The sequence below is a fragment of the Streptomyces flaveolus genome, assembly GCF_000716535.1.
GTDB classification, from domain to species: Bacteria; Actinomycetota; Actinomycetes; order Streptomycetales; family Streptomycetaceae; genus Streptomyces; species Streptomyces flaveolus_A.
Genome location: NZ_JNWV01000033.1, coordinates 14,623 through 32,043 on the forward strand (window position 1 = coordinate 14,623; position 17,421 = coordinate 32,043).

Consider the following 17,421-nt stretch of genomic DNA (forward strand, 5'->3'; position numbering starts at 1 on the left):
CTTTCCGTGAGGTCACTCGCTGCTGCGGGAACGCAGTTCCCGCCGGAGGATCTTCCCACTCGCCGTCTTGGGCAAGTCGGGCAGGATCTCCACCTGCCGCGGGTACTTGTAGGCGGCCAGTCTCTCCTTGCAGTACACCGCGAATTCATCCGGGTCCGCCTCGGCCCCCGGACGGAGGCTGACGTAGGCCTTGACGGTCTCGCCACGGTACCCGTCGGGGACGCCGACGACGGCCGCCTCGCGCACCGCCGGGTGGGTGTACAGGACGTCCTCGACCTCGCGCGGCCACACCTTGAAGCCGGACGCGTTGATCATGTCCTTCTTGCGGTCCACGACGTACAGCCACCCCTGCTCGTCCATGAACCCGATGTCGCCGGTGCGCAGCTCGCCGTCCGGGAAGGTCTCGGCGGTGGCGTCCGGCCGCCGCCAGTACCCCGGCACCACCTGCGGCCCGCGTACGACGATCTCGCCCTGCTCCCCGAGGGGCACCTCGGCGCCGTACTCGTCCACGATCCGCACGACCGTGTCGGCGCCCGGCAGGCCGACGGACAGCGTCCCGGAGACCGGGTCCACGGGCGCCTCCAGGTGGGGCGGGACGGAGGCGCAGGGGGCGGTGCACTCGGTGAGGCCGTAGCCGACGCGGATGTACGGCCCGAAGCGCTCCCGGAACGTCTCCACCAGGGCCGGCGGCACGGGGGCGCCGCCGGACGACAGGTTCACGAAGGAGGCGAAGTGCTCACGGGTGACGTCCGGGTGGGCGGCGAGCGCCATGTAGGCGGTGGAGGGGCCGACGGTGTAGTGCGGGCGGTGCTCGGCGAACGCGTCCAGGACGACGCCGGACTCGAAGCGGTAGGTGAGCACGAGGGTGCCGGCGCCGACCAGGCAGGCGCCGAACTGGCAGACCATGCCGGTGATGTGGAACAGCGGCGCGAGCGCGTAGTACACGGGCGCCTCGGGCAGGCCGAGCCCGGCGGCCTGCCGCTCGGCGTTGTGCATGACGTTCGCGTGCGTGTTGGTGGCGCCCTTGGGCGTGCCGCTGGTGCCGGAGGTGTAGCTGATCAGCGCGATGTCGTCCGGGCGCGGCGAGCGGCCCTCGGGGGCCCGGCCGCCCTGCCGGGCGACGGCCACCAGGTCGTCGGCGTCCGGGGCCTGGGGCAGCCGCTCGAAGGCCAGCACGCGCGGGTCGTCGCGGGTCTGGAAGTCCCGTTCGCAGGCGGTGAGCACGATCCGGACCGGCGAGCCGGCGGCCGTCTCCCTCAGATACGCCTCCCAGGCCCGGTCTGAGCAGATCAGCGCGGCCACCTCGCCGTCCCGCAGGACGTGCGCCACCTCCCCCGCCTTGTACATCGGGTTGACCGGGACGACGGTCGCGCCCGCCTTCCAGGCGCCGAGCACGGCGAGCACGAAGTGCGGGGAGTTCTGCAGCAGGACGGCCACCCGGTCGCCGCGCTCCAGGCCGCGCGCGGCGAGGTGGGCGGCGACGGCGTCCGTCAGCTCGTCGACCTCCCGGTAGCCGAGCCGGGCGTCGAAGTAGGCGAGGAAGGTGCGGTCGGGGGCCTGGGCGACGGCCTCGCGCAGGGCGTGCACGAGCGAGTCGGCGGGGTCGAGCGGGGCGCGCTGGGCCTCGGTCAGCAGTGCCAGCCAGGGGCGGGCCGCGTACGGGGAGGCGGTCACCGGGCGGCCTCCCACTTCTGCTGGAGGTGGTTCATGTTCGTGAGCCAGCGGTCGGGCTCGCCGGCCCGCGCCTGGTAGAAGGCGGCGACCTCGGGGTGCGGCAGGATCAGGAAGCGGTCCTCGGCGATGCCCTGGAACAGGGCGTCGGCGACGGCCTCCGGCGCGATCGCGGTCGGCTGGAGCACCAGGTCGCCCGCGCTGCCGGTGGCGGCCAGCATGTCGGTGCGGACGCCCTGCGGACAGATGGCGTGGACCTTGATCCCCCGGTGCCGGTACGTCAGGGACAGCCACTCGGCGAAGGCGTGGGCGCCGTGCTTGGTCACGCTGTAGGAGGGCGCGCCGATCATGGTGAGCAGTCCGGCGGCGGAGACGGTGGAGACGAACCGCCCGCCGCCCCGCTCCAGCCAGTCGGGCAGCAGCGCGTGCGCGGCCCGGACGTGGGCCATCAGGTTGACGTCCCAGGAGGTGGCCCAGGTCTTCTCGTCCAGGCTCCCGTCGAGGTCACCGTCCTCGAAGGCGACGCCCGCGTTGGCGCAGTAGACGTCCACCGTGCCGCCGAGCGCGTCGCGGGCCTCGGCGACGATCGCGGAGGCGTCACCGGGCACGGCGGTCCCGCCGATCTCCTCGGCCACCGCCTCGGCCTTCGCGGCGTCCAGGTCGTTCACCACGACCCGCGCCCCCTCGGCGGCGAACCGCCGGGCCAGCGCCGCCCCGATCCCCCCGCCGGCTCCGGTGACGACTACTCCCGCATCCTGCACGGCTTCCACCATCGGTCTCCTTCGACACGGTGCGACTCGGCTCAGCGATCGTCAGACTAACCGGTCGGTATGTGTAAAAGAAAGGGTGACTGCACCAACCTCTAGGGGCGCGGTGCGTTGCCGATCCGGCTCCGCCGCGCGTGCGCGAAAACCCCGAACGGTCCGCACGTGCCCACTCACCGGAGGACCCCATGCACCTGTCCCGACGGACCCTTCTCGCCTCGGCGACGACAGCAGCCCTTCCAGCCACGCCCCCGCACCAGGAACATCTCCGGACCGGCTTCGAAAGACTCGCGGCCGACGGTTACTCACTCCTCTCCGGCCAAAAAGTGGGTGTCGTCACCAACCCCACCGGCATCACCCGGGACGCGCAGCACATCGTCGACGTCATGCACCGGGACCCCCGCGTCGAGCTGACGGCGGTCTTCGGCCCCGAACACGGCTTCCGGGGCACCGCGCAGGCGGGCGGCTCCGAGGGACGCTACGACGACCCCGCGACCGGCCTCCCGGTGTACGACACGTACCTGAAGAGCGGACGCCCGCTCGCCGACGTCTTCACCGCCTCCGGCGTCGACACCGTCGTCTTCGACATCCAGGACGCCGGCGCCCGCTTCTACACGTACATCTGGACCCTCTACGACTGCATGGAGGCGGCCCAGCTCGCCCGCAAGCGGTTCGTCGTGCTGGACCGCCCGAACCCGGTGACCGGCCGCGAGGCGCAGGGCCCGGTGCTGCACAAGGAGTTCGCCACCTTCGTCGGCCGGCAGCCGATCGCCCAGGCGCACGGGATGACCGTGGCGGAGCTGGCCCGCCTGTTCAACGGGGAGTTCCTGGCCACACCCGTCCCGCTGGAGACCGTCCGCATGTCGGGCTGGAAGCGCTCAGCGTTCTACGACGCCTCCGGACTGCCCTGGGTGCCGCCGAGCCCCAACATGCCGACGCCGGACACCGCGTTGGTGTACTCGGGCACCTGCATGTTCGAGGGCACCAACCTCTCCGAGGGGCGCGGCACGACCCGGCCCTTCGAACTCCTCGGCGCCGAGGGCGTCGACGGCCGCTGGGCCGCCGCGGCGAACGAGGCGGGCCTGCCGGGTGTGCGGTTCAGGGAGGCGTACTTCTCGCCCACGTTCTCCAAGTTCCAGGGCAAGACCGTCGGCGGGGTGCAGATCCACGTGACCGACCGGGCCGCCTACGACCCCGTACGCACCGGGATCGCGCTGCTGGTGACCGCCAGGAAGGCGTGGAGCGGATTCGCGTGGCGGTCCGACAACTGGATCGACAAGCTCACCGGTTCCGCCCGGGTGCGCACGATGATCGACGCGGGCGCCGGCACCGACGAGGTGGCGGGCGCCTGGCAGGAGGAGCTGGCCGCGTTCCGGCGGGTCCGGAAGGGGTATCTCCTGTACAAATAGCGCTCCTTACGGGGATGTGGGGGTCTGGCATGGCGGATCCTGGGACGGGTGTGGCTCCCTACTGGGAGCTGACCTTCGACGCGGACGGGGACGCCGACGGCCCCGAACGCGACCGGCTGCTGACGCAGGTCACGGAGCACGGCGTCCGTGACCTGATCGTCTTCTCGCACGGCTGGAACAACGACCGCTCGGGCGCGACCGCGCTGTACCGCCGCTTCTTCGCGCCGGTCCCGAAGCTGGCGCCGAAGGCCCGGCTGGGGTACGTCGGCGTGATCTGGCCGTCGATGCGGTTCAGCGACGAGCCGATCCCCGACTTCCCGAGGTCCGTGGCGGCCGTCGAGGCGGGGGCGGCACCGCGCCCGGCGCTGGACAAGGACACCCGGCGCGCCCTGCTGGAGGCGTTTCCGGGCCGCACGACCGTGCTGGACCAGTTGGCCCGGATGCTGGACGACCGGCCGGGCGGCACGGAGGGGCTTACCGAGTTCGGGCGGCTGGTGCGGCTGCTGCTGGACGACGACCGGCCGGGGGTGGTGGCCGACACGGACGAGGACGGCGAACCCGCCGTGTTCGGCGACGACCCGGTGACCGCGTGCGAGCAGTTCGCCGAGGCCCTGGCCGCGCTCGACGCGTCCGGCGGCGCCGCCCGGTTCTCCCTCCCGAACCCGTGGGACGGCGCGAAGGAGTTGCTGCGGCAGGCGACGTACCACCAGATGAAACGGCGGGCCGGGACGGTCGGCGAGCGGGGACTCGGACCGCTGCTGGGGCGGTTGGCGGGGGCGGCGCCCGGGGTGCGGGTGCATCTGGTCGGGCACAGCTTCGGCAGCCGGCTGGTGGCGTTCGCGCTGCGCGGGCTGCCCGGCGGGGTGCGCACGGTGAAGTCGGTGACCCTGCTCCAGGGTGCCTTCTCGCACTACGCGTTCACGGCCCGGCTGCCGCACGCCCCGGACCGGTCGGGCGCGCTCAAGGACCTCCAGCGGCGCGTCGACGGCCCGCTGGTGTGCTGCTACTCGCACTTCGACACGGCCCTCGGCACGTTCTATCCGCTGGCCTCCCGGCTTGCCGGGGACGACCGCGGCTGCGCGGGCAACGAGATCGCCGCGGTGCTCGGACCCCGGTGGGGCGCCATGGGGCACGACGGGGTGCAGGCGGTTCCGGGCACCGCCCGGCTCGACCTGGCGGCGGCCCTCGCCGGCCGGCTGCCCGCGTCGGGGTGCGTGAACGTGGACGCGGCGGCCGTGGTCCGGCGCGGGGGCGCGCCGTCCGGGGCGCACAGCGACATCGTGCACCCCGAACTGGCGCGGGTGGTGCTGGCGGCGGGCCGTATCGCCTGACCCGCCGCCCGTGGCACCTCAGCGGTGCGAGCTGTACTCCACGACCTGCTGGAAGGTCGGCCGGTTCTGCCAGCTGATCCTGCCGTGCTTGATGCCGCCCAGCGTGCGCTGGACGATCGAGTCGGCACACCACTGGTCGCCCGCCGAGCACTGGTCGTCGCCCGGGTAGACCTGGGCGGCGGTCAGGCCGGCGGCCTGCTTCAGGGTGCTGATCAGGGTGTCCCGGCAGGCGGTGAGGGTGCCGCCGCCGCAGTACTTCCGGGCGAGGCCGCCCTGCACGGACTCCCCGAGCACCGCCCGGATGTCCTTGTCGACGTAGGACCACCAGCCGTACTGGAAGGAGCTGCCGGCGTGCGAGCCGGTCGGGCCGTGACCGGCGGAGGGTGCCTCGTCGACCGGCAGGTTCCCGGTGATGGCGGTGTAGAGGTCGCTGCCGAGACCGGGCTCGAACTCGGCCTTGACCAGCAGCGGCCACCAGGCGTCCAGGATGCGGATCGCGTCGGCGTCGGCGTACTTCCTGGAACCGGCCGACGTCTCGGTGCGCTTGGCACCGGCGGTCACCCACGCCTGGAGCTTGCTCACCGCCGCGGCGGCCGTGGAGTCGGTCACCGGTGAGGAGGTGACCACCTTCAGCAGCTTGGGCAGCACGTCCTCGGCACGCAGGTCGGCGAGGCCCGCGTCCGCCATGGCCTGCACCAGCTTGGTCCGGGTCACCCCGCCGGCCGCGACCAGCTTCTTCACCCGGTCGTCCAGCAGGTTCCCGCGGTGCACGGAGCCATTGCCCCAGGGGGCGGCCGTGTAGTCCTTGGCCTGCTTGTTGTTCCAGGAGATGTAGTAGTCCTGGTCGACGGAGTTGGGGTGCGCGGAGGGCGGGGTGTAGTCGGCGGTGTTGGTGGCCGGGTCCCAGTTCCGCCACTCGTACGCCGGCTGCGCCCACACCGGGAACTCGCTGTCGACACCGCTCGCCCGGACGGGGTTGTCACCGCTGTTGTAGTAGGCGGTGTGCCGGGAGTCGGCGTAGAACCAGTTGAAGGTGAAGTTGATGTGCTGCGCCGCGCTCTGGAAGTCCTCCGGCCCCTTGACGTAGTCGGGGTCGTTGAGCATCTGGAAGCCGATGATCGAGTCGGCCTCGTGCAGGTAGGAGGAGCGCAGGGTGGTGTAGGCGACCTTCTTGCCGCCGACGGTCGCCCGGTACTCCACCGGACCGTACTTGGTCCGCCACGCGCGCATGGTGTACGACCCCGCGGCCGTGCCGTCGGCCGTGGTCGGCTTCCAGGCGTTCTTCTGCTCGATCTTCTCCATGGCCGTGCAGGTGCCGTGGTACAGGTAGTGGTAGTCGTCCTGGCACAGCTCGACGGCGTAGGTGTCGATGATGTCCTGGCCGGAGGTGGTGGCGCTCCAGGAGTAGTCCTGGCCGCGGCCGAGTTCGACGTACATGCTCAGGCCGGCGAAGGAGGCGCCGCGGGCGCTGATGCCCGGGCCCTGGATCTCCTGGAGCATGAGCAGCTGCGGGGCGAAGTAGCCGGTCTGCGGCCCGAAGACGGCGATGGGGTGGCCGCTGGCGGTGTGCTTGCCGCTGACCACGAGGGCATTGGACATGCCGCGCCGGGCGGAGCCGAGGGCGGACTTGGCGGCGGAGGCCGAGGCGCCGGTGGCGCCGGCGGTGGCCGCGCTGCCGGTACGGTCGTAGACCAGCGGTTCCTGGGTCACCGAGCCGGCGTCCGGCAGGGCCTCGCCCTGGGCGTCGGCGGGCTTGGCGCCGTAGGGGAAGCTCTGGCCGTCGTGGACGGTGAGGACGGCCTCGGGGTCGTTGCGTTCGCGGAAGGACTCCCAGACCTTGGTGCCCTCCTCCACGCCGTACTTGGCCTGGGCGGCGAGCAGGGAGAGGGCGTTGTTGACCTCCCCGCCACCGCCGGAGCCGAACAGCGAGCCGATCACGGAGGCGAGCGCCACGAGGTCCGTGACCTTGAAGTGTTCTATGGTGCCGGCGTTGGTGATCGAGTCCTTGTGACCGGTCAGCACGTATTCGCCGGGGAAGTAACGGCCGCTGTCGGAGGCGTCGATGTAGGCGTTGACGCCGTCCAGGTAGGCCTTGACGTCGGCGAGGGCCTGCTGGCCGCGGGCGCCGTTCTTCGCGATCGCGTTGTCGATCTGCGCCTGGAGGTCGGCCTCGGTGTAGGGCGCGTTGCGGTAGAACTGCTGCTCGAGGCCCTGGTTGGCGGGGGCGCCGCCGGCGAAGGAGGTGAGCTGGCCGCGGCCCACGTGCCGGAAGACGTCCATCAGCCACAGCCGGTCCTGGGCCGCCGCGTATCCGGCGCCGAACTCGGTGCCGTAGCGGGTGGTGCCCGTGATGTGCGGCACACCGGTCTTCTTGTCGCGGACGATGGTCACGTCGCCGCGGCCGGCCGGCTTCTCGGTGGAGGCGACCTGGTCGGCGGGGACGCCGAACGAGGCGTCGTTGAAGAAGGTGTTGATCGTGGCGTCGCTCAGGCCCTTGTAGCCGGTGGCCAGGTTGGCGTACGGGCCGAGCTGGTCCTCGGCGTGCGCGGGCTGGGTGCCGAAGGCCTGGTTGAGCAGGATCTGGGCGAGCGTGGCGTTGCCGTTCTCGCCGGGCGGCAGGATGTCCGAACACCGGCCGCCGCAGTAGTCGTTGGCGGCCGTGGTGTCGGCCGCCGCCACCCCCGCCTGGGTGAGGGGGGAGAGAAGACCTGCGACGAGGACGCATACGGACGCGGTCTTCAGGAACCCGGGGAGTCGGCGGGACGTTCTCAGTCTGTCAAGGGCGGTACGTGGGGTTCGCCGTGGCATGGCAGCTCCTAGCGACAGAGGTGGCCGAACGTTACCGCCGGTATCCCCAGCTTTAAAGATGAACATGCGTCACTTTCTGGAGTCTGGAAGCAGATCCCGAGAAGAGATGGAGCCGAATCGCCTGTCGATACGTCTATTCGACGACGTCCGTGCGACGACGCCGAAGTGACCGAAGTACAGGTGCAGGTGTGACGGAGGTGCAGGGCGATGGCAGGTTTCCGGAGTCTGGCGAGACAGGTACGCGATCCGGGCTGTGATCTGGCGCTGCGGCGGTACTCGCTGCGCAAGTGCCTGGAGAAGTTCGCCCCTTACGGGCATCGGGCGACCTGGGACCATCTGTGCTCCCGGGCGGGGTTCGGACCCGAGGACCGCTCCCCCGATCCGGCGCGGCTCGTGGCCGCGCTGGAGGAGCTGGAGGAGGCCCGTGACGTCTGGCTCGCCTACGAGACCGACTTCACCGAACGACGCAGGAAGGAGAAGCACGACGGGCTGCGCCGGCCGGGCAGCGTGGACGACTGGCACCGGCTGACCTGGGGCGGCTTCGGGGTCGCCTGGTGCGACGACCCGCGGGTGCACCCCGACGAGCCGCTGGCGGTGGTGCTGCGCCGGCTGATCGCCGCGCTGGAGCGGGAACCGGGCTCGTCGTGCCCGGTGTGCGACGGCGAGCGCCTGGTGTGGAAGTACGGCCTGGACCACGAGCCGTCGTCCGGCCCCGTCTGCACGGACTGCGGGATCCTGGTGCCGCGTCCGGTCCTCAGTCCGCGGGCTCTTGAGCACGCCCGCCGGGGACGCGTGCTGATGTCGGCCTGAGCGGTGGTGTTCCCAGGGGCGTGGTGACGGGGGCGCGCAGGGGATGCCGCGCCCTCCGCTGCGGGGTGTGCGGCACCATTGAGGCATGGTGCAGGTGTGTCTCAACGGGCGTCGTACGGCCTGCGACGGTGTCGCGGTGCCGATGTCCCCGCAGGATCTGGCGCGTTCCGCCGCCGAAGCGGTGGCGGCCGGCGCCACCTCGGTCCACGTCCACCCGAAGACGCCCTGCGGCCACGACAGTCTCTCCCCGCGCGTCCTGGCCCCGGCCCTGGAGGCGATCCGGGCGCGGGTGCCGGTGCCGGTCGGCGTGAGCACCGGTGCCTGGGCGGAGCCCGATCCGTCCGCGCGGCTCGCCCGGGTGCGGTCCTGGTCGGTGCTGCCCGACTTCGCCTCGGTCAACTGGCATGAGCCGGGCGCCGAGGAGGTCGCCGAAGCACTCCTGTCGATGGGTGTGGCCGTGGAGGCGGGCATCTGGTCCGGCACCGAGGGCGCGCACCGGTTCGCGGTCTCGTCGCTCGGTCCAAGGGTGCTGCGGGTGCTGGCCGAGGTGACCGACCCGGACCCGGCGACGGCCGAGGCGTCGGCGCGGGCGCTGCTGGCCGAGCTGGGCACGGCACACGGCCGCCCGGTGCTGCTGCACGGCGAGGAGGGCGGGACCTGGCCGGTGCTCCGGCTGGCGGGCCGGCTGGGCCTCGCCACCCGGATCGGCCTGGAGGACACCCTGTTCCTGCCGGACGGCCGACGGGCCGTGTCCAACGCCCGGTTGGTGGCGGAGGCGCGGGCACGGTACGCAGCCGGTGAACACGGTGCCGACGCGGGTGAGGTCGGCGACAACAGCGCTGGAGCGCAAGGGGGTTAGCCCCGCCCAGACTCCTGGTGCGAGGCATCGCCCCCGCCCGGCCCGGGCTGGTCCGCCACGGCCGCGGTGAAGAGCGCCCCCAGCTCCGCCACCGCGGCGCGCAGTTCCTCCCCGCCCTCGACGCGGAAGGCGAACGGCACGCGCGCCAGCCATTCCCGCGCGTACGCGGCCGGGTTGCGCGTGCTGCCGACGAGCACGCAGCCGTCCCCCGAGGATTCGAGCCGTCCCATGGGCGGCTGGATCCAGGGGGCCACCTCGGTGAGGGGGGCGGCGAACACCACGCGGGTGGGGAAGACCCATCCCAGGCCCAGGTTCTCCTCCAGCACCGCCACCGGGTCGAGGTCCTCGGGCGGTGCGAATCCGTGCGCGGTCGGCCGGACCGCACGGACCCGGTCGACCCGGTAGGTGCGGATCGCCCCCGCGCGGTGGGAGTGGCACAGCAGGTACCAGCGTCCGTGGCGGACGACGACGGACCAGGGATCCACCTCCGCCTCCCACTCGTCACCGGCCTCGGCGCGATAGGCGACCGACACCCGGCGCCGGGCCGCGACGGCGGCGACGAGTTCGCTGGTGACGGCCGGATCCGGGCGGACCGCGTACGGGTCGGGTGCGGCCGCCGCGTACTCCCGCAGCAGGGCCGCCTGCCGGCCGACGCCCTCCGGCAGCGCCTTGACGACCTTGCCCAGGGCGGTGCCGACCAGGTCCTCGGCGTCGGCCGCGGCCGGCCGGCCGCCGAGGACCGCCATCACCAGTCCGAGGGCCTCGGACTGCGTGAAGTGCACGGGCGGCAGCCGCGTCCCGCGCCCCAGCCGGTACCCGCCGTACGGCCCCCGGGCCGACTCCACGGGGATGCCGGCCTCGCGGAGGATGCCGACGTACCGGCGGGCGGCCCGCTCCGTGACGCCCAGCCGCACGGCGAGTTCACCGGCCGTCGTACCGGGGCGGGCCTGGAGGATCTCCAGGGCGCGCAGCGCTCGCGCGGTGGGGCTGAGATCGTTCGGCACCCGTGCAGGCTAGTCCGCTGCGCCGGTGTCACGGTGGTCGCGGGACAAACCGGCAGCGGATCGTCCGGAACTGCTCCTACGGTGACGTCCACGACCTGGAAGAAGTCCTGGAAGAAGGGGAACCCACCATGGACATCCTGCTCATCGGCGGCCTGTGGCTGAACGGATCCGTGTGGGACCGCGTGGCGTCCACGCTGGAGTCGCTCGGCCACCGCCCGGTACCGCTCACCCTGCCGGGCCAGGGGGACGGCTCCGCGTCCGCCACGCTGGAGGACCAGGTGGCGGCGGTGCTCGCCGCGGTGGACGCTGCGCCGGAGGGGCCCATGGTGGTGGGGCACTCGGCCGCGTGCACGCTGGCCTGGCTGGCCGCCGACCGGCGGCCCGAGCGGCTGGCCAAGGTCGCCCTCATCGGTGGCTTCCCGTTCTCCGACGGCCACACGTACGCCGACTTCTTCGAGGTGCGCGACGGCGTCGTGCCCTTCCCCGGCTGGGGCCCCTTCGAAGGTCCGGAGATCGCCGACCTCGACGACGAGGCGAGGGACGAGGTGGCGGCCGCCGCGATCCCCGTGCCCGCGGCCGTGGCCAAGGGCGTGGTCCGGCTGGCGGACGAACGGCGCTTCGACGTCCCGGTCGTGGTCGTGTGCCCCGAGTTCACACCCGCACAGGCCGTGGCCAAGGGCGTGGTCCGGCTGGCGGACGAACGGCGCTTCGACGTCCCGGTCGTGGTCGTGTGCCCCGAGTTCACACCCGCACAGGCCGGAGCTCGCCCGGGCCAAGCACGTCGACCTCGCCGACATCGACGCGGGCCACTGGCCGATGGTCTCCAGGCCCGCCGAACTGGCCCGGATCCTGGCCGCGGCGGCCGACGCGACCTGACGGGCACACCGCCGGGCCCGGGCAGGATCGTCCGGGTTGGACAGCACGCACGTCTCCATCGACAGGCAGCCGCATCCGATGCAGTCGGTGAGATGGTCGCGCAGGCGGTTCAGCTGCTGGATGCGCTCGTCCAGTTCCGAGCGCCACTTCTCGGACAGGCGCGCCCAGTCCTCCCTGGTCGGCGTCCGTTCCTCCGGCAGTTCGGCCAGGGCCTCCCGGATCGTGGCGAGCGGGATGCCCACCCGCTGGGCCGCCCGGACGAAGGCGACCCGGCGCAGCGTGTCCCGGCTGTACCGGCGCTGGTTGCCGGGGGTGCGCCGGCTGGAGATCAGTCCCTTGGACTCGTAGAAGTGCAGGGCGGACACCGCGGCTCCGCTGCGGGCGGACAACTGGCCGACGGTCAGCTCGTGGATCTTCTCGGGAATCTGGGGCACTCCTCAGAGATTACCCACCCGGCCGGTCCGCGGTCCGTTGACATCGCTCCCCCACCCGACCATGCTAAGCAGTTGCTTAGAGACGCGAGCGAGAGGCCGGGAACATGGCGGAACCGAGGACCTTCACCTCCCCCGACGAGCTGCGGGCGGCCGTCGGCGAGGAGCTGGGCCCCACCGACTGGGTGGAGATCGACCAGAAGCGGATCGACCTGTTCGCCGAGGCGACCGGGGACCACCAGTGGATCCACGTGGACCCGGAGAAGGCCGCGGCCGGACCGTTCGGGACCACCATCGCCCACGGCTACCTCACCCTGTCCCTGCTCCCGCTGTTCGGGCCGCGGCTCATCCGGGTCGAAGGCGTGAAGATGGGCGTCAACTACGGGACGAACAAGGTCCGTTTCCCCGCTCCCGTCCCCGTCGGCTCCCGGCTGCGCGCCACCGGGAAGATCACGGGCGTCGAGGACGTCACCGGCGGTGTGCAGGTGACGGTCGCGTTCACCGTGGAGCGCGAGGGCGGCGACAAGCCGGTGTGCGTCGCCGAGTCGGTGTCCCGCTACTACCTGTAGACCCGGGGGTCACCCGGCCCCGACCATGCGCAGCACGAGGTCGGCGTAGAGCGCGCCGACCTCCTCGGGGGTGCGCGGGCCGTTCACGTTGAACCAGCGGGCCACGTCGATGCACAGCGACAGCACGGCGAGCGTGGTGCCCTGCACGTCCAGCACGTGGAACTCGCCCGAGGCCACGCCGTCCTCGATGATCCCGCGCACCTCCGCGTCGACCTGGCGGCGCAGCGCGACGATCTCCGCGCGGGCCTCGGGGCCGAGGGCGTCGAGTTCGTACTGCACGACCCGCGCGGTGGTGCGCCGGCCCGCGTGCCAGCGGACGAAGGAGCCGACCGCGTCGGCCAGCCGCTCGGCCGCGGTGCCCTCCCGCCGGGCCGCGGTGCGCAGGATGTCGAGGGCCTTGTCGTGGCCGATGCGGCTGATCCGGTGGAGCAGCTCTTCCTTGGTCTTGTAGTGGATGTAGAGCGCGGCCGGGCTCATGCCGGCGCGGCCCGCGATGTCACGGGTCGTCGTCGCGTGGTAGCCACGCTCGGCGAAGGCCTCCACGGCCGCGACGAGCAGCCGCCGGGCCGCGTCAGGGGTGACCTCTTCCCACGGCTCCACTTCGCCGCCGGTCGTCTCCTGCGCCGTACTCATCGCTCGCTCGCCCCTCTCGGTGACAGGAGCACCACCATACCGCCGACGGTGAGCGGGCGCTTAGCGGAGCCGCTCAGAGCTTTTCGAAGGGGTCGTGCTCGGCGAGCAGCTTCTCCAGCCGGGCCTGGTCGACACGGCTGACGATCTGCCCGGCCTCCTGCCGGTCCCGGATCACCTTGGCGAGGGTGAAGGCGGAGGTGACGAGGTACAGGACGGCGATCGCCAGGAAGCCGCGGACCCAGGCGCTGGCCTCGAGCCGGGCGATGCCGATGGCGGTGGCCGCCATGGCGACCGTGAAGGAGGCGACGGCCTGGCCGTAGAACGCGGCCGTGCTCTGCTGCTTGACCGGTGTGTCACTCATGGCCCCAGCATCGGCGGACGTGGCCCGCGCCACATCCGCCGGGATACTCAGAAACGGGTGCGGCACGTACTCAGAAGGCCGAGACCCCGGTCAGCGAGCGGCCGATGAGCAGCTTCTGGATCTGGCTGGTGCCCTCGTAGAGGGTCATCACACGGGCGTCGCGCAGGAGCTTGCCGGCCGGGTACTCGTCGATGTAGCCGTAACCGCCGAAGACCTGGAGGGCGTTGTTGGCGGCGCGCACCGCGGCCTCGGAGGCGAACAGCTTGGCCTTGGAGGACTCCACGGCGAACGGCTCGCCGCGGTCGACGAGGTCGGCGACCCGCCAGGTCAGCAGCCGGGCCGCGTCCACGTCGACGGCGATGTCGCTGATCAGCTCCTGCACGAGCTGGTGGCGGGCGATCGGCTTGCCGAACTGCTCCCGCTCGCCGGCGTACTTCACGGCCGCGTCCAGCGCGGCCTGGGCTATCCCCACGCAGCCGGCGGCCACCGACATCCGCCCCTTGGCGAGCGCGGACATGGCGACGGAGAAGCCCTTGCCCTCCGCGCCGAGCATCGCCGAGGCGGGCACGCGCACGTCCTCCAGGACGAGTTCGGCGGTGGCCTGGCCGCGCAGGCCGAGCTTGCCGTGAACGGCACGGCGGGTCAGGCCGGGGGTGTCGGTGGGCACGAGGAACGCGGACACGCCCTTGTGACCGGGGGCGTCGGTGGAGCGGGCGAAGAGCAGGACGACGTCGGCCCAGGTGCCGTTGGTGATGAACATCTTGGTGCCGTTCACGACGTAGTCGTCGCCGTCGCGCACCGCCCGGGTGGTGAGGTTGCCCGCGTCGGAGCCGGTGCCCGGCTCGGTGAGGCCGAAGCAGCCGACGTACTCGCCCGCGGTCAGGCCAGGCAGCCAGCGTCGCTTCTGCTCCTCGCTCCCCCAGGCGGCGATCGTCTTGGCGACGAGCCCCAGGGAGACGGAGACGATCCCGCGGACCGAGGAGTCGCCGCGTCCCAGTTCCTCGGTGACCAGGCAGTAGGAGAGGTGGTCGCCGCCGGAGCCGCCGTACTCCTCGGGCACGGTCAGGCCGAGGAAGCCGACCTCGCCGAGCTTCTTCACGATGCCCCGGTCGACCTCCTCGGCGCGGTCCCAGGCGACCACGTGCGGGGCGATCTCGCGCTCCACGAAGTCCCGGGCGAGTCGCCGTACGGCCGTCTGCTCCTCGCTGAGCCCCAGGTTCACCACGAGATCACCTCTCACACCGATGGATCTTGAAAGCCGTACATTTAAATTAGCACTGCTAGTTTCCGGTCGCAGCCCTACTATGTGCGCCATGGCCCGACCGCGCAAGCCCCTCCTCAGCCCCGACCGGATCGTCGAGACGGCCCGGGACCTCGTGGACCGGGAGGGTCTGGCGGCCGTCTCCACGCGCCGGCTCGCCGCCGAGCTGGGAGTGAGCGGACCCTCGCTCTACAACCACTTCCGCACCAAGGACGAGATCCTGGAGGCGGTCGCGGACTCGGTGAGCGCACAGGTCGACCTGTCGATGTTCGAGGACGGCCGGGACTGGCGGACCGCGCTGCACGACTGGGCCGTCTCCTACCGGGCCGCCCTGCGCGACCACCCGAACATCGTCCCGGTCCTCGCCCGGGGCCCCGGCCGCCGCCCGGCCGCGCTCCGGCTGGCCGACGCGGTCTACGGCGCGATGGTCGACGCGGGCTGGCCGCCGGCGCAGGCCACCTCCATCGGCGCGCTGATGCGGTATTTCATCATGGGCTCCGCGCTCGGTTCCTTCGCCGGCGGCTTCGTGGACGACGCGAGCGCGTACGACCCCGCCGACTACCCCCACCTCGGACAGGCCCATCTGCTCGCCGAGCAGCAGGAGAAGATCGACGAGCGGGCCTTCGAGGCGGGGCTCACCGCGCTGCTGGACGGGCTGGCGCACCAGTACGAGCACGTACGGGTGTGAGGACGCTTCGGCCACTGCCGAACCGACGGTCCCGCATGCTGGAGGCATGAGCACCGAGAACCCCCAGGCGGCGGCGCTGGCGGCGCTGGCCGGGCTGATCGCCGACCGGACCCGGGCCGCGTGCCTGCTGGCGCTGCTGGACGGGCGGGCGTGGACGGCCGGCGAGCTGGCCCGGCACGCCGGGGTGGCGGCCTCCACCCTGAGCGAGCACCTCGGCAAGCTGGTGGCCGGCGGGCTGCTCGCGGAGGAACGGCAGGGGCGGCACCGGTATGTGCGGCTGGCCGACGCCCGGGTGGCGCAGGTGGTCGAGGACCTCGCCGCGCAGGTGCCGGCTGCGGCGGTACGGCGCCCTGCGCGCACCCTGCGCGAGGCGAGCGCCGGGGCCGCCATGGCCCGGGGGCGGACCTGTTACGACCATTTCGCCGGGCGGCTCGGGATCGTGCTCACCGACGCGCTGACCCGGCGGGGGCTGCTGCGGCAGGACACCGGGTTCGCGCTGACGGACGCGGGGGTGGAGTGGTTCGGCACGGCGGGTGTCCCCCTGGACCTCGGCGGCCGCCGCCCCCTGGCCCGCGCGTGCCTCGACTGGACCGAACGGCGACCGCATCTGGCCGGGGCGGCGGGAGCGGCGTTGTGCCGACGGGCGTTGGAGGCCGGGTGGTGCGTGCGGGTGGGGTCGGGGCGGGCGGTGACGGTGACCCCGTCGGGGGAGCGGGTGTTCTCCGACCTGCTCGGCATCTCCGGCCGGCCCTGGCTGGAGACCGGCTGAGGGGGCGGAGGTTCCGCCACGGGGCCGCGTGCGGAGGCGCCGTGGCCGATCGCGCGGCTCCCCGCGCCCGCTCGGGGTGCCCGTTCTCAGAACACCACGAGCGCCCGTCCCCCCTTCCCCGCCAGCATGTTCTCGAAGGCCGCCGGGATGTCCTCCAGGGTGATCCGGTCGGTGACCAGGGTGGAGAGGTCCAGGCGGCCCGCCCTCACGTGGTCGGCGAGCACAGGCACGTCGCGGGACGGGTCGGTGTTGCCGTAGACGCAGCCGGAGAGGGTGCGGCCCCAGTGGAAGAGCTCCAGGGCGTTGAAGGTGACCTGCTGGTCCTTGCCGCCGATGCCGACGACCGTCGTACGGCCGCCCCGGCGCGTGGACTCCCAGGCCGCGCGGATGGAGACCGCGCGGCCCACGCACTCCACGGAGACGTCGACGCCCTGCTTGCCGGTGAGGCCGCGGATCTCGCGGGGGGTGTTCTCGGAGGCGAGGACGTAGTCCGTGGCGCCGGCGGCGCGGGCCAGGTCCTCCTTCTCGGGGGAGACGTCGACGGCGATGATCCGGGACGCCCCCGCGATGCGGGCCGACTGAAGCGTGGCCAGGCCGACTCCGCCGACGCCGAACACGGCGACGGTCTCGCCGGTTCGGACCCGCGCCGAGTGGTGGATCGCGCCGTATCCGGTGAGGACGGCGCAGCCCAGCAGGGCGGCGTCCACCAGCGGCACCCCGTCCGGCAGCGGCAGCACGCAGGACGCCGCGACCACCGTCTCCTCGGCGAACGCGGCCACGTTCAGCCCCGGGTGCAGGTCGGTGCCGTCGGCGGTGCGGGCGTGGACGTCGGCCGCGCCGTTCAGCGCGTTGGCGCACAGCCAGACCTCGCCCAGCGAGCATGCGTGGCAACTGCCGCAGGACGGAGCCCAGTTGAGGACGACCGGGGATCCGGGTGAGACATGGGTGACGCCCTCCCCGACGGCGACGACCGTGCCCGCGCCCTCGTGGCCGAGGACGGCCGGGACCGGCACCCGCATGGTGCCGTCGGACAGGGAGAGGTCGGAGTGGCAGACGCCGGCGGCGGCGAGGCGGACCCGGACCCGTCCGGGGCCCGGGTCGGGCAGCTCGATCCCGGTGATCTCCAGCGGGGCGCCGATGGCGGGCAGGACGGCGGCTCGTACGGCCATGGGTGACG

15 protein-coding genes and 2 pseudogenes are annotated in these 17,421 nt (G+C 72.7%); 8 read left to right on the plus strand and 9 right to left on the minus strand.

Translation table 11 applies throughout. The features are described 5' to 3' along the window. Window positions 1–12 precede the first annotated feature (12 nt). Together OO52_RS32035 and OO52_RS32040 are read right to left on the minus strand one after the other, a co-directional pair. Complete coding sequence (locus OO52_RS32035) at window positions 13–1,674, minus strand: class I adenylate-forming enzyme family protein (protein ID WP_030658174.1); 1,662 nt, start codon at window positions 1,672–1,674, stop codon at window positions 13–15. Further along, on the minus strand, window positions 1,671–2,444 hold the full coding sequence (locus OO52_RS32040) for an SDR family oxidoreductase (protein ID WP_030658176.1): 774 nt from the start codon (window positions 2,442–2,444) through the stop codon (window positions 1,671–1,673). The genes OO52_RS32035 and OO52_RS32040 overlap by 4 nt, the downstream gene beginning before the upstream one ends. 179 nt (window positions 2,445–2,623) lie before the next feature. On the opposite strand from OO52_RS32040, the gene OO52_RS32045 reads away from it, so the two are divergent. After that, window positions 2,624–3,844: an exo-beta-N-acetylmuramidase NamZ family protein gene (locus tag OO52_RS32045; protein WP_030658178.1), complete on the plus strand. Its 1,221-nt coding sequence runs from the start codon at window positions 2,624–2,626 to the stop codon at window positions 3,842–3,844. Between the two features lie 29 nt (window positions 3,845–3,873). Then, the gene (locus tag OO52_RS32050) at window positions 3,874–5,175 is read left to right on the plus strand and encodes a hypothetical protein (protein WP_030658181.1); all 1,302 of its coding nucleotides are present in this window, start codon (window positions 3,874–3,876) and stop codon (window positions 5,173–5,175) included. Between the two features lie 18 nt (window positions 5,176–5,193). On the opposite strand, the gene OO52_RS32055 is transcribed toward OO52_RS32050, so the two are convergent. Continuing rightward, window positions 5,194–7,983, minus strand: a complete 2,790-nt coding sequence (locus OO52_RS32055) for a penicillin acylase family protein (protein ID WP_030658183.1) — start codon at window positions 7,981–7,983, stop codon at window positions 5,194–5,196. A 207-nt stretch (window positions 7,984–8,190) separates the two neighbouring features. On the opposite strand from OO52_RS32055, the gene OO52_RS32060 reads away from it, so the two are divergent. Together OO52_RS32060 and OO52_RS32065 are read left to right on the plus strand one after the other, a co-directional pair. Continuing rightward, on the plus strand, window positions 8,191–8,793 hold the full coding sequence (locus tag OO52_RS32060; protein ID WP_030658185.1) for a hypothetical protein: 603 nt from the start codon (window positions 8,191–8,193) through the stop codon (window positions 8,791–8,793). A gap of 85 nt (window positions 8,794–8,878) precedes the next feature. Continuing rightward, on the plus strand, window positions 8,879–9,652 hold the full coding sequence (locus OO52_RS32065) for a 3-keto-5-aminohexanoate cleavage protein (RefSeq protein WP_030658187.1): 774 nt from the start codon (window positions 8,879–8,881) through the stop codon (window positions 9,650–9,652). Here the strand turns inward: OO52_RS32065 and OO52_RS32070 are convergent. Then, window positions 9,649–10,656 (minus strand): helix-turn-helix transcriptional regulator, encoded by a 1,008-nt coding sequence (locus tag OO52_RS32070; protein ID WP_051819084.1) that lies wholly within the window; start codon window positions 10,654–10,656, stop codon window positions 9,649–9,651. The genes OO52_RS32065 and OO52_RS32070 overlap by 4 nt on opposite strands. A gap of 128 nt (window positions 10,657–10,784) precedes the next feature. Between OO52_RS32070 and OO52_RS53125 the strand changes: the two are divergent. Further along, window positions 10,785–11,532, plus strand: a pseudogene (locus OO52_RS53125) (alpha/beta fold hydrolase). Between the two features lie 26 nt (window positions 11,533–11,558). Here the strand turns inward: OO52_RS53125 and soxR are convergent. After that, window positions 11,559–11,966 (minus strand): annotated as a pseudogene (gene soxR / locus OO52_RS48120) (redox-sensitive transcriptional activator SoxR); the annotation flags it as partial. Window positions 11,967–12,070: 104 nt separating this feature from the next. On the opposite strand from soxR, the gene OO52_RS32085 reads away from it, so the two are divergent. Further along, window positions 12,071–12,532 carry a MaoC family dehydratase gene (locus tag OO52_RS32085; protein WP_030650018.1) on the plus strand — a complete coding sequence of 154 codons (462 nt, stop codon included), beginning with the start codon at window positions 12,071–12,073 and terminating at the stop codon, window positions 12,530–12,532. A 9-nt stretch (window positions 12,533–12,541) separates the two neighbouring features. Here the strand turns inward: OO52_RS32085 and OO52_RS32090 are convergent, their stop codons facing one another. The 3 genes from OO52_RS32090 to OO52_RS32100 form a co-directional block, all read right to left on the minus strand. Then, window positions 12,542–13,165 carry a TetR/AcrR family transcriptional regulator gene (locus OO52_RS32090; RefSeq protein ID WP_030650020.1) on the minus strand — a complete coding sequence of 208 codons (624 nt, stop codon included), beginning with the start codon at window positions 13,163–13,165 and terminating at the stop codon, window positions 12,542–12,544. A gap of 73 nt (window positions 13,166–13,238) precedes the next feature. Next, window positions 13,239–13,526, minus strand: coding sequence for a YiaA/YiaB family inner membrane protein (locus OO52_RS32095; RefSeq protein WP_030650023.1), 288 nt, complete (start codon window positions 13,524–13,526; stop codon window positions 13,239–13,241). A gap of 70 nt (window positions 13,527–13,596) precedes the next feature. Further along, the gene (locus OO52_RS32100; RefSeq protein ID WP_030650026.1) at window positions 13,597–14,748 is read right to left on the minus strand and encodes an acyl-CoA dehydrogenase family protein; all 1,152 of its coding nucleotides are present in this window, start codon (window positions 14,746–14,748) and stop codon (window positions 13,597–13,599) included. 91 nt (window positions 14,749–14,839) lie between these two features. Here OO52_RS32100 and OO52_RS32105 point away from each other — a divergent pair, with 91 nt between their 5' ends. Continuing rightward, a complete protein-coding gene (locus OO52_RS32105) occupies window positions 14,840–15,475 on the plus strand; it encodes a TetR/AcrR family transcriptional regulator (protein ID WP_030650029.1) in 636 nt (211 codons plus the stop codon). A 46-nt stretch (window positions 15,476–15,521) separates the two neighbouring features. After that, window positions 15,522–16,244: an ArsR/SmtB family transcription factor gene (locus tag OO52_RS32110; RefSeq protein ID WP_030650031.1), complete on the plus strand. Its 723-nt coding sequence runs from the start codon at window positions 15,522–15,524 to the stop codon at window positions 16,242–16,244. Between the two features lie 86 nt (window positions 16,245–16,330). Here OO52_RS32110 and OO52_RS32115 read toward each other — a convergent pair whose 3' ends face one another. After that, complete coding sequence (locus OO52_RS32115) at window positions 16,331–17,413, minus strand: Zn-dependent alcohol dehydrogenase (RefSeq protein WP_030650034.1); 1,083 nt, start codon at window positions 17,411–17,413, stop codon at window positions 16,331–16,333. Between the last annotated feature and the right edge of the window lie 8 nt (window positions 17,414–17,421).

Bases quoted from the DNA above. Each gene is read 5' to 3' on its own strand.
- OO52_RS32040 (WP_030658176.1), bottom strand. From the start codon at position 2,444: ATGGTGGAAGCCGTGCAGGATGCGGGAGTAGTCGTCACCGGAGCCGGC.
- OO52_RS32045 (WP_030658178.1), top strand. From the start codon at position 2,624: ATGCACCTGTCCCGACGGACCCTTCTCGCCTCGGCGACGACAGCAGCC.
- OO52_RS32050 (WP_030658181.1), top strand. From the start codon at position 3,874: ATGGCGGATCCTGGGACGGGTGTGGCTCCCTACTGGGAGCTGACCTTC.
- OO52_RS32055 (WP_030658183.1), bottom strand. From the start codon at position 7,983: ATGCCACGGCGAACCCCACGTACCGCCCTTGACAGACTGAGAACGTCC.
- OO52_RS32060 (WP_030658185.1), top strand. From the start codon at position 8,191: ATGGCAGGTTTCCGGAGTCTGGCGAGACAGGTACGCGATCCGGGCTGT.
- OO52_RS32065 (WP_030658187.1), top strand. From the start codon at position 8,879: ATGGTGCAGGTGTGTCTCAACGGGCGTCGTACGGCCTGCGACGGTGTC.
- OO52_RS32085 (WP_030650018.1), top strand. From the start codon at position 12,071: ATGGCGGAACCGAGGACCTTCACCTCCCCCGACGAGCTGCGGGCGGCC.
- OO52_RS32090 (WP_030650020.1), bottom strand. From the start codon at position 13,165: ATGAGTACGGCGCAGGAGACGACCGGCGGCGAAGTGGAGCCGTGGGAA.
- OO52_RS32095 (WP_030650023.1), bottom strand. From the start codon at position 13,526: ATGAGTGACACACCGGTCAAGCAGCAGAGCACGGCCGCGTTCTACGGC.
- OO52_RS32105 (WP_030650029.1), top strand. From the start codon at position 14,840: ATGGCCCGACCGCGCAAGCCCCTCCTCAGCCCCGACCGGATCGTCGAG.
- OO52_RS32110 (WP_030650031.1), top strand. From the start codon at position 15,522: ATGAGCACCGAGAACCCCCAGGCGGCGGCGCTGGCGGCGCTGGCCGGG.
- OO52_RS32115 (WP_030650034.1), bottom strand. From the start codon at position 17,413: ATGGCCGTACGAGCCGCCGTCCTGCCCGCCATCGGCGCCCCGCTGGAG.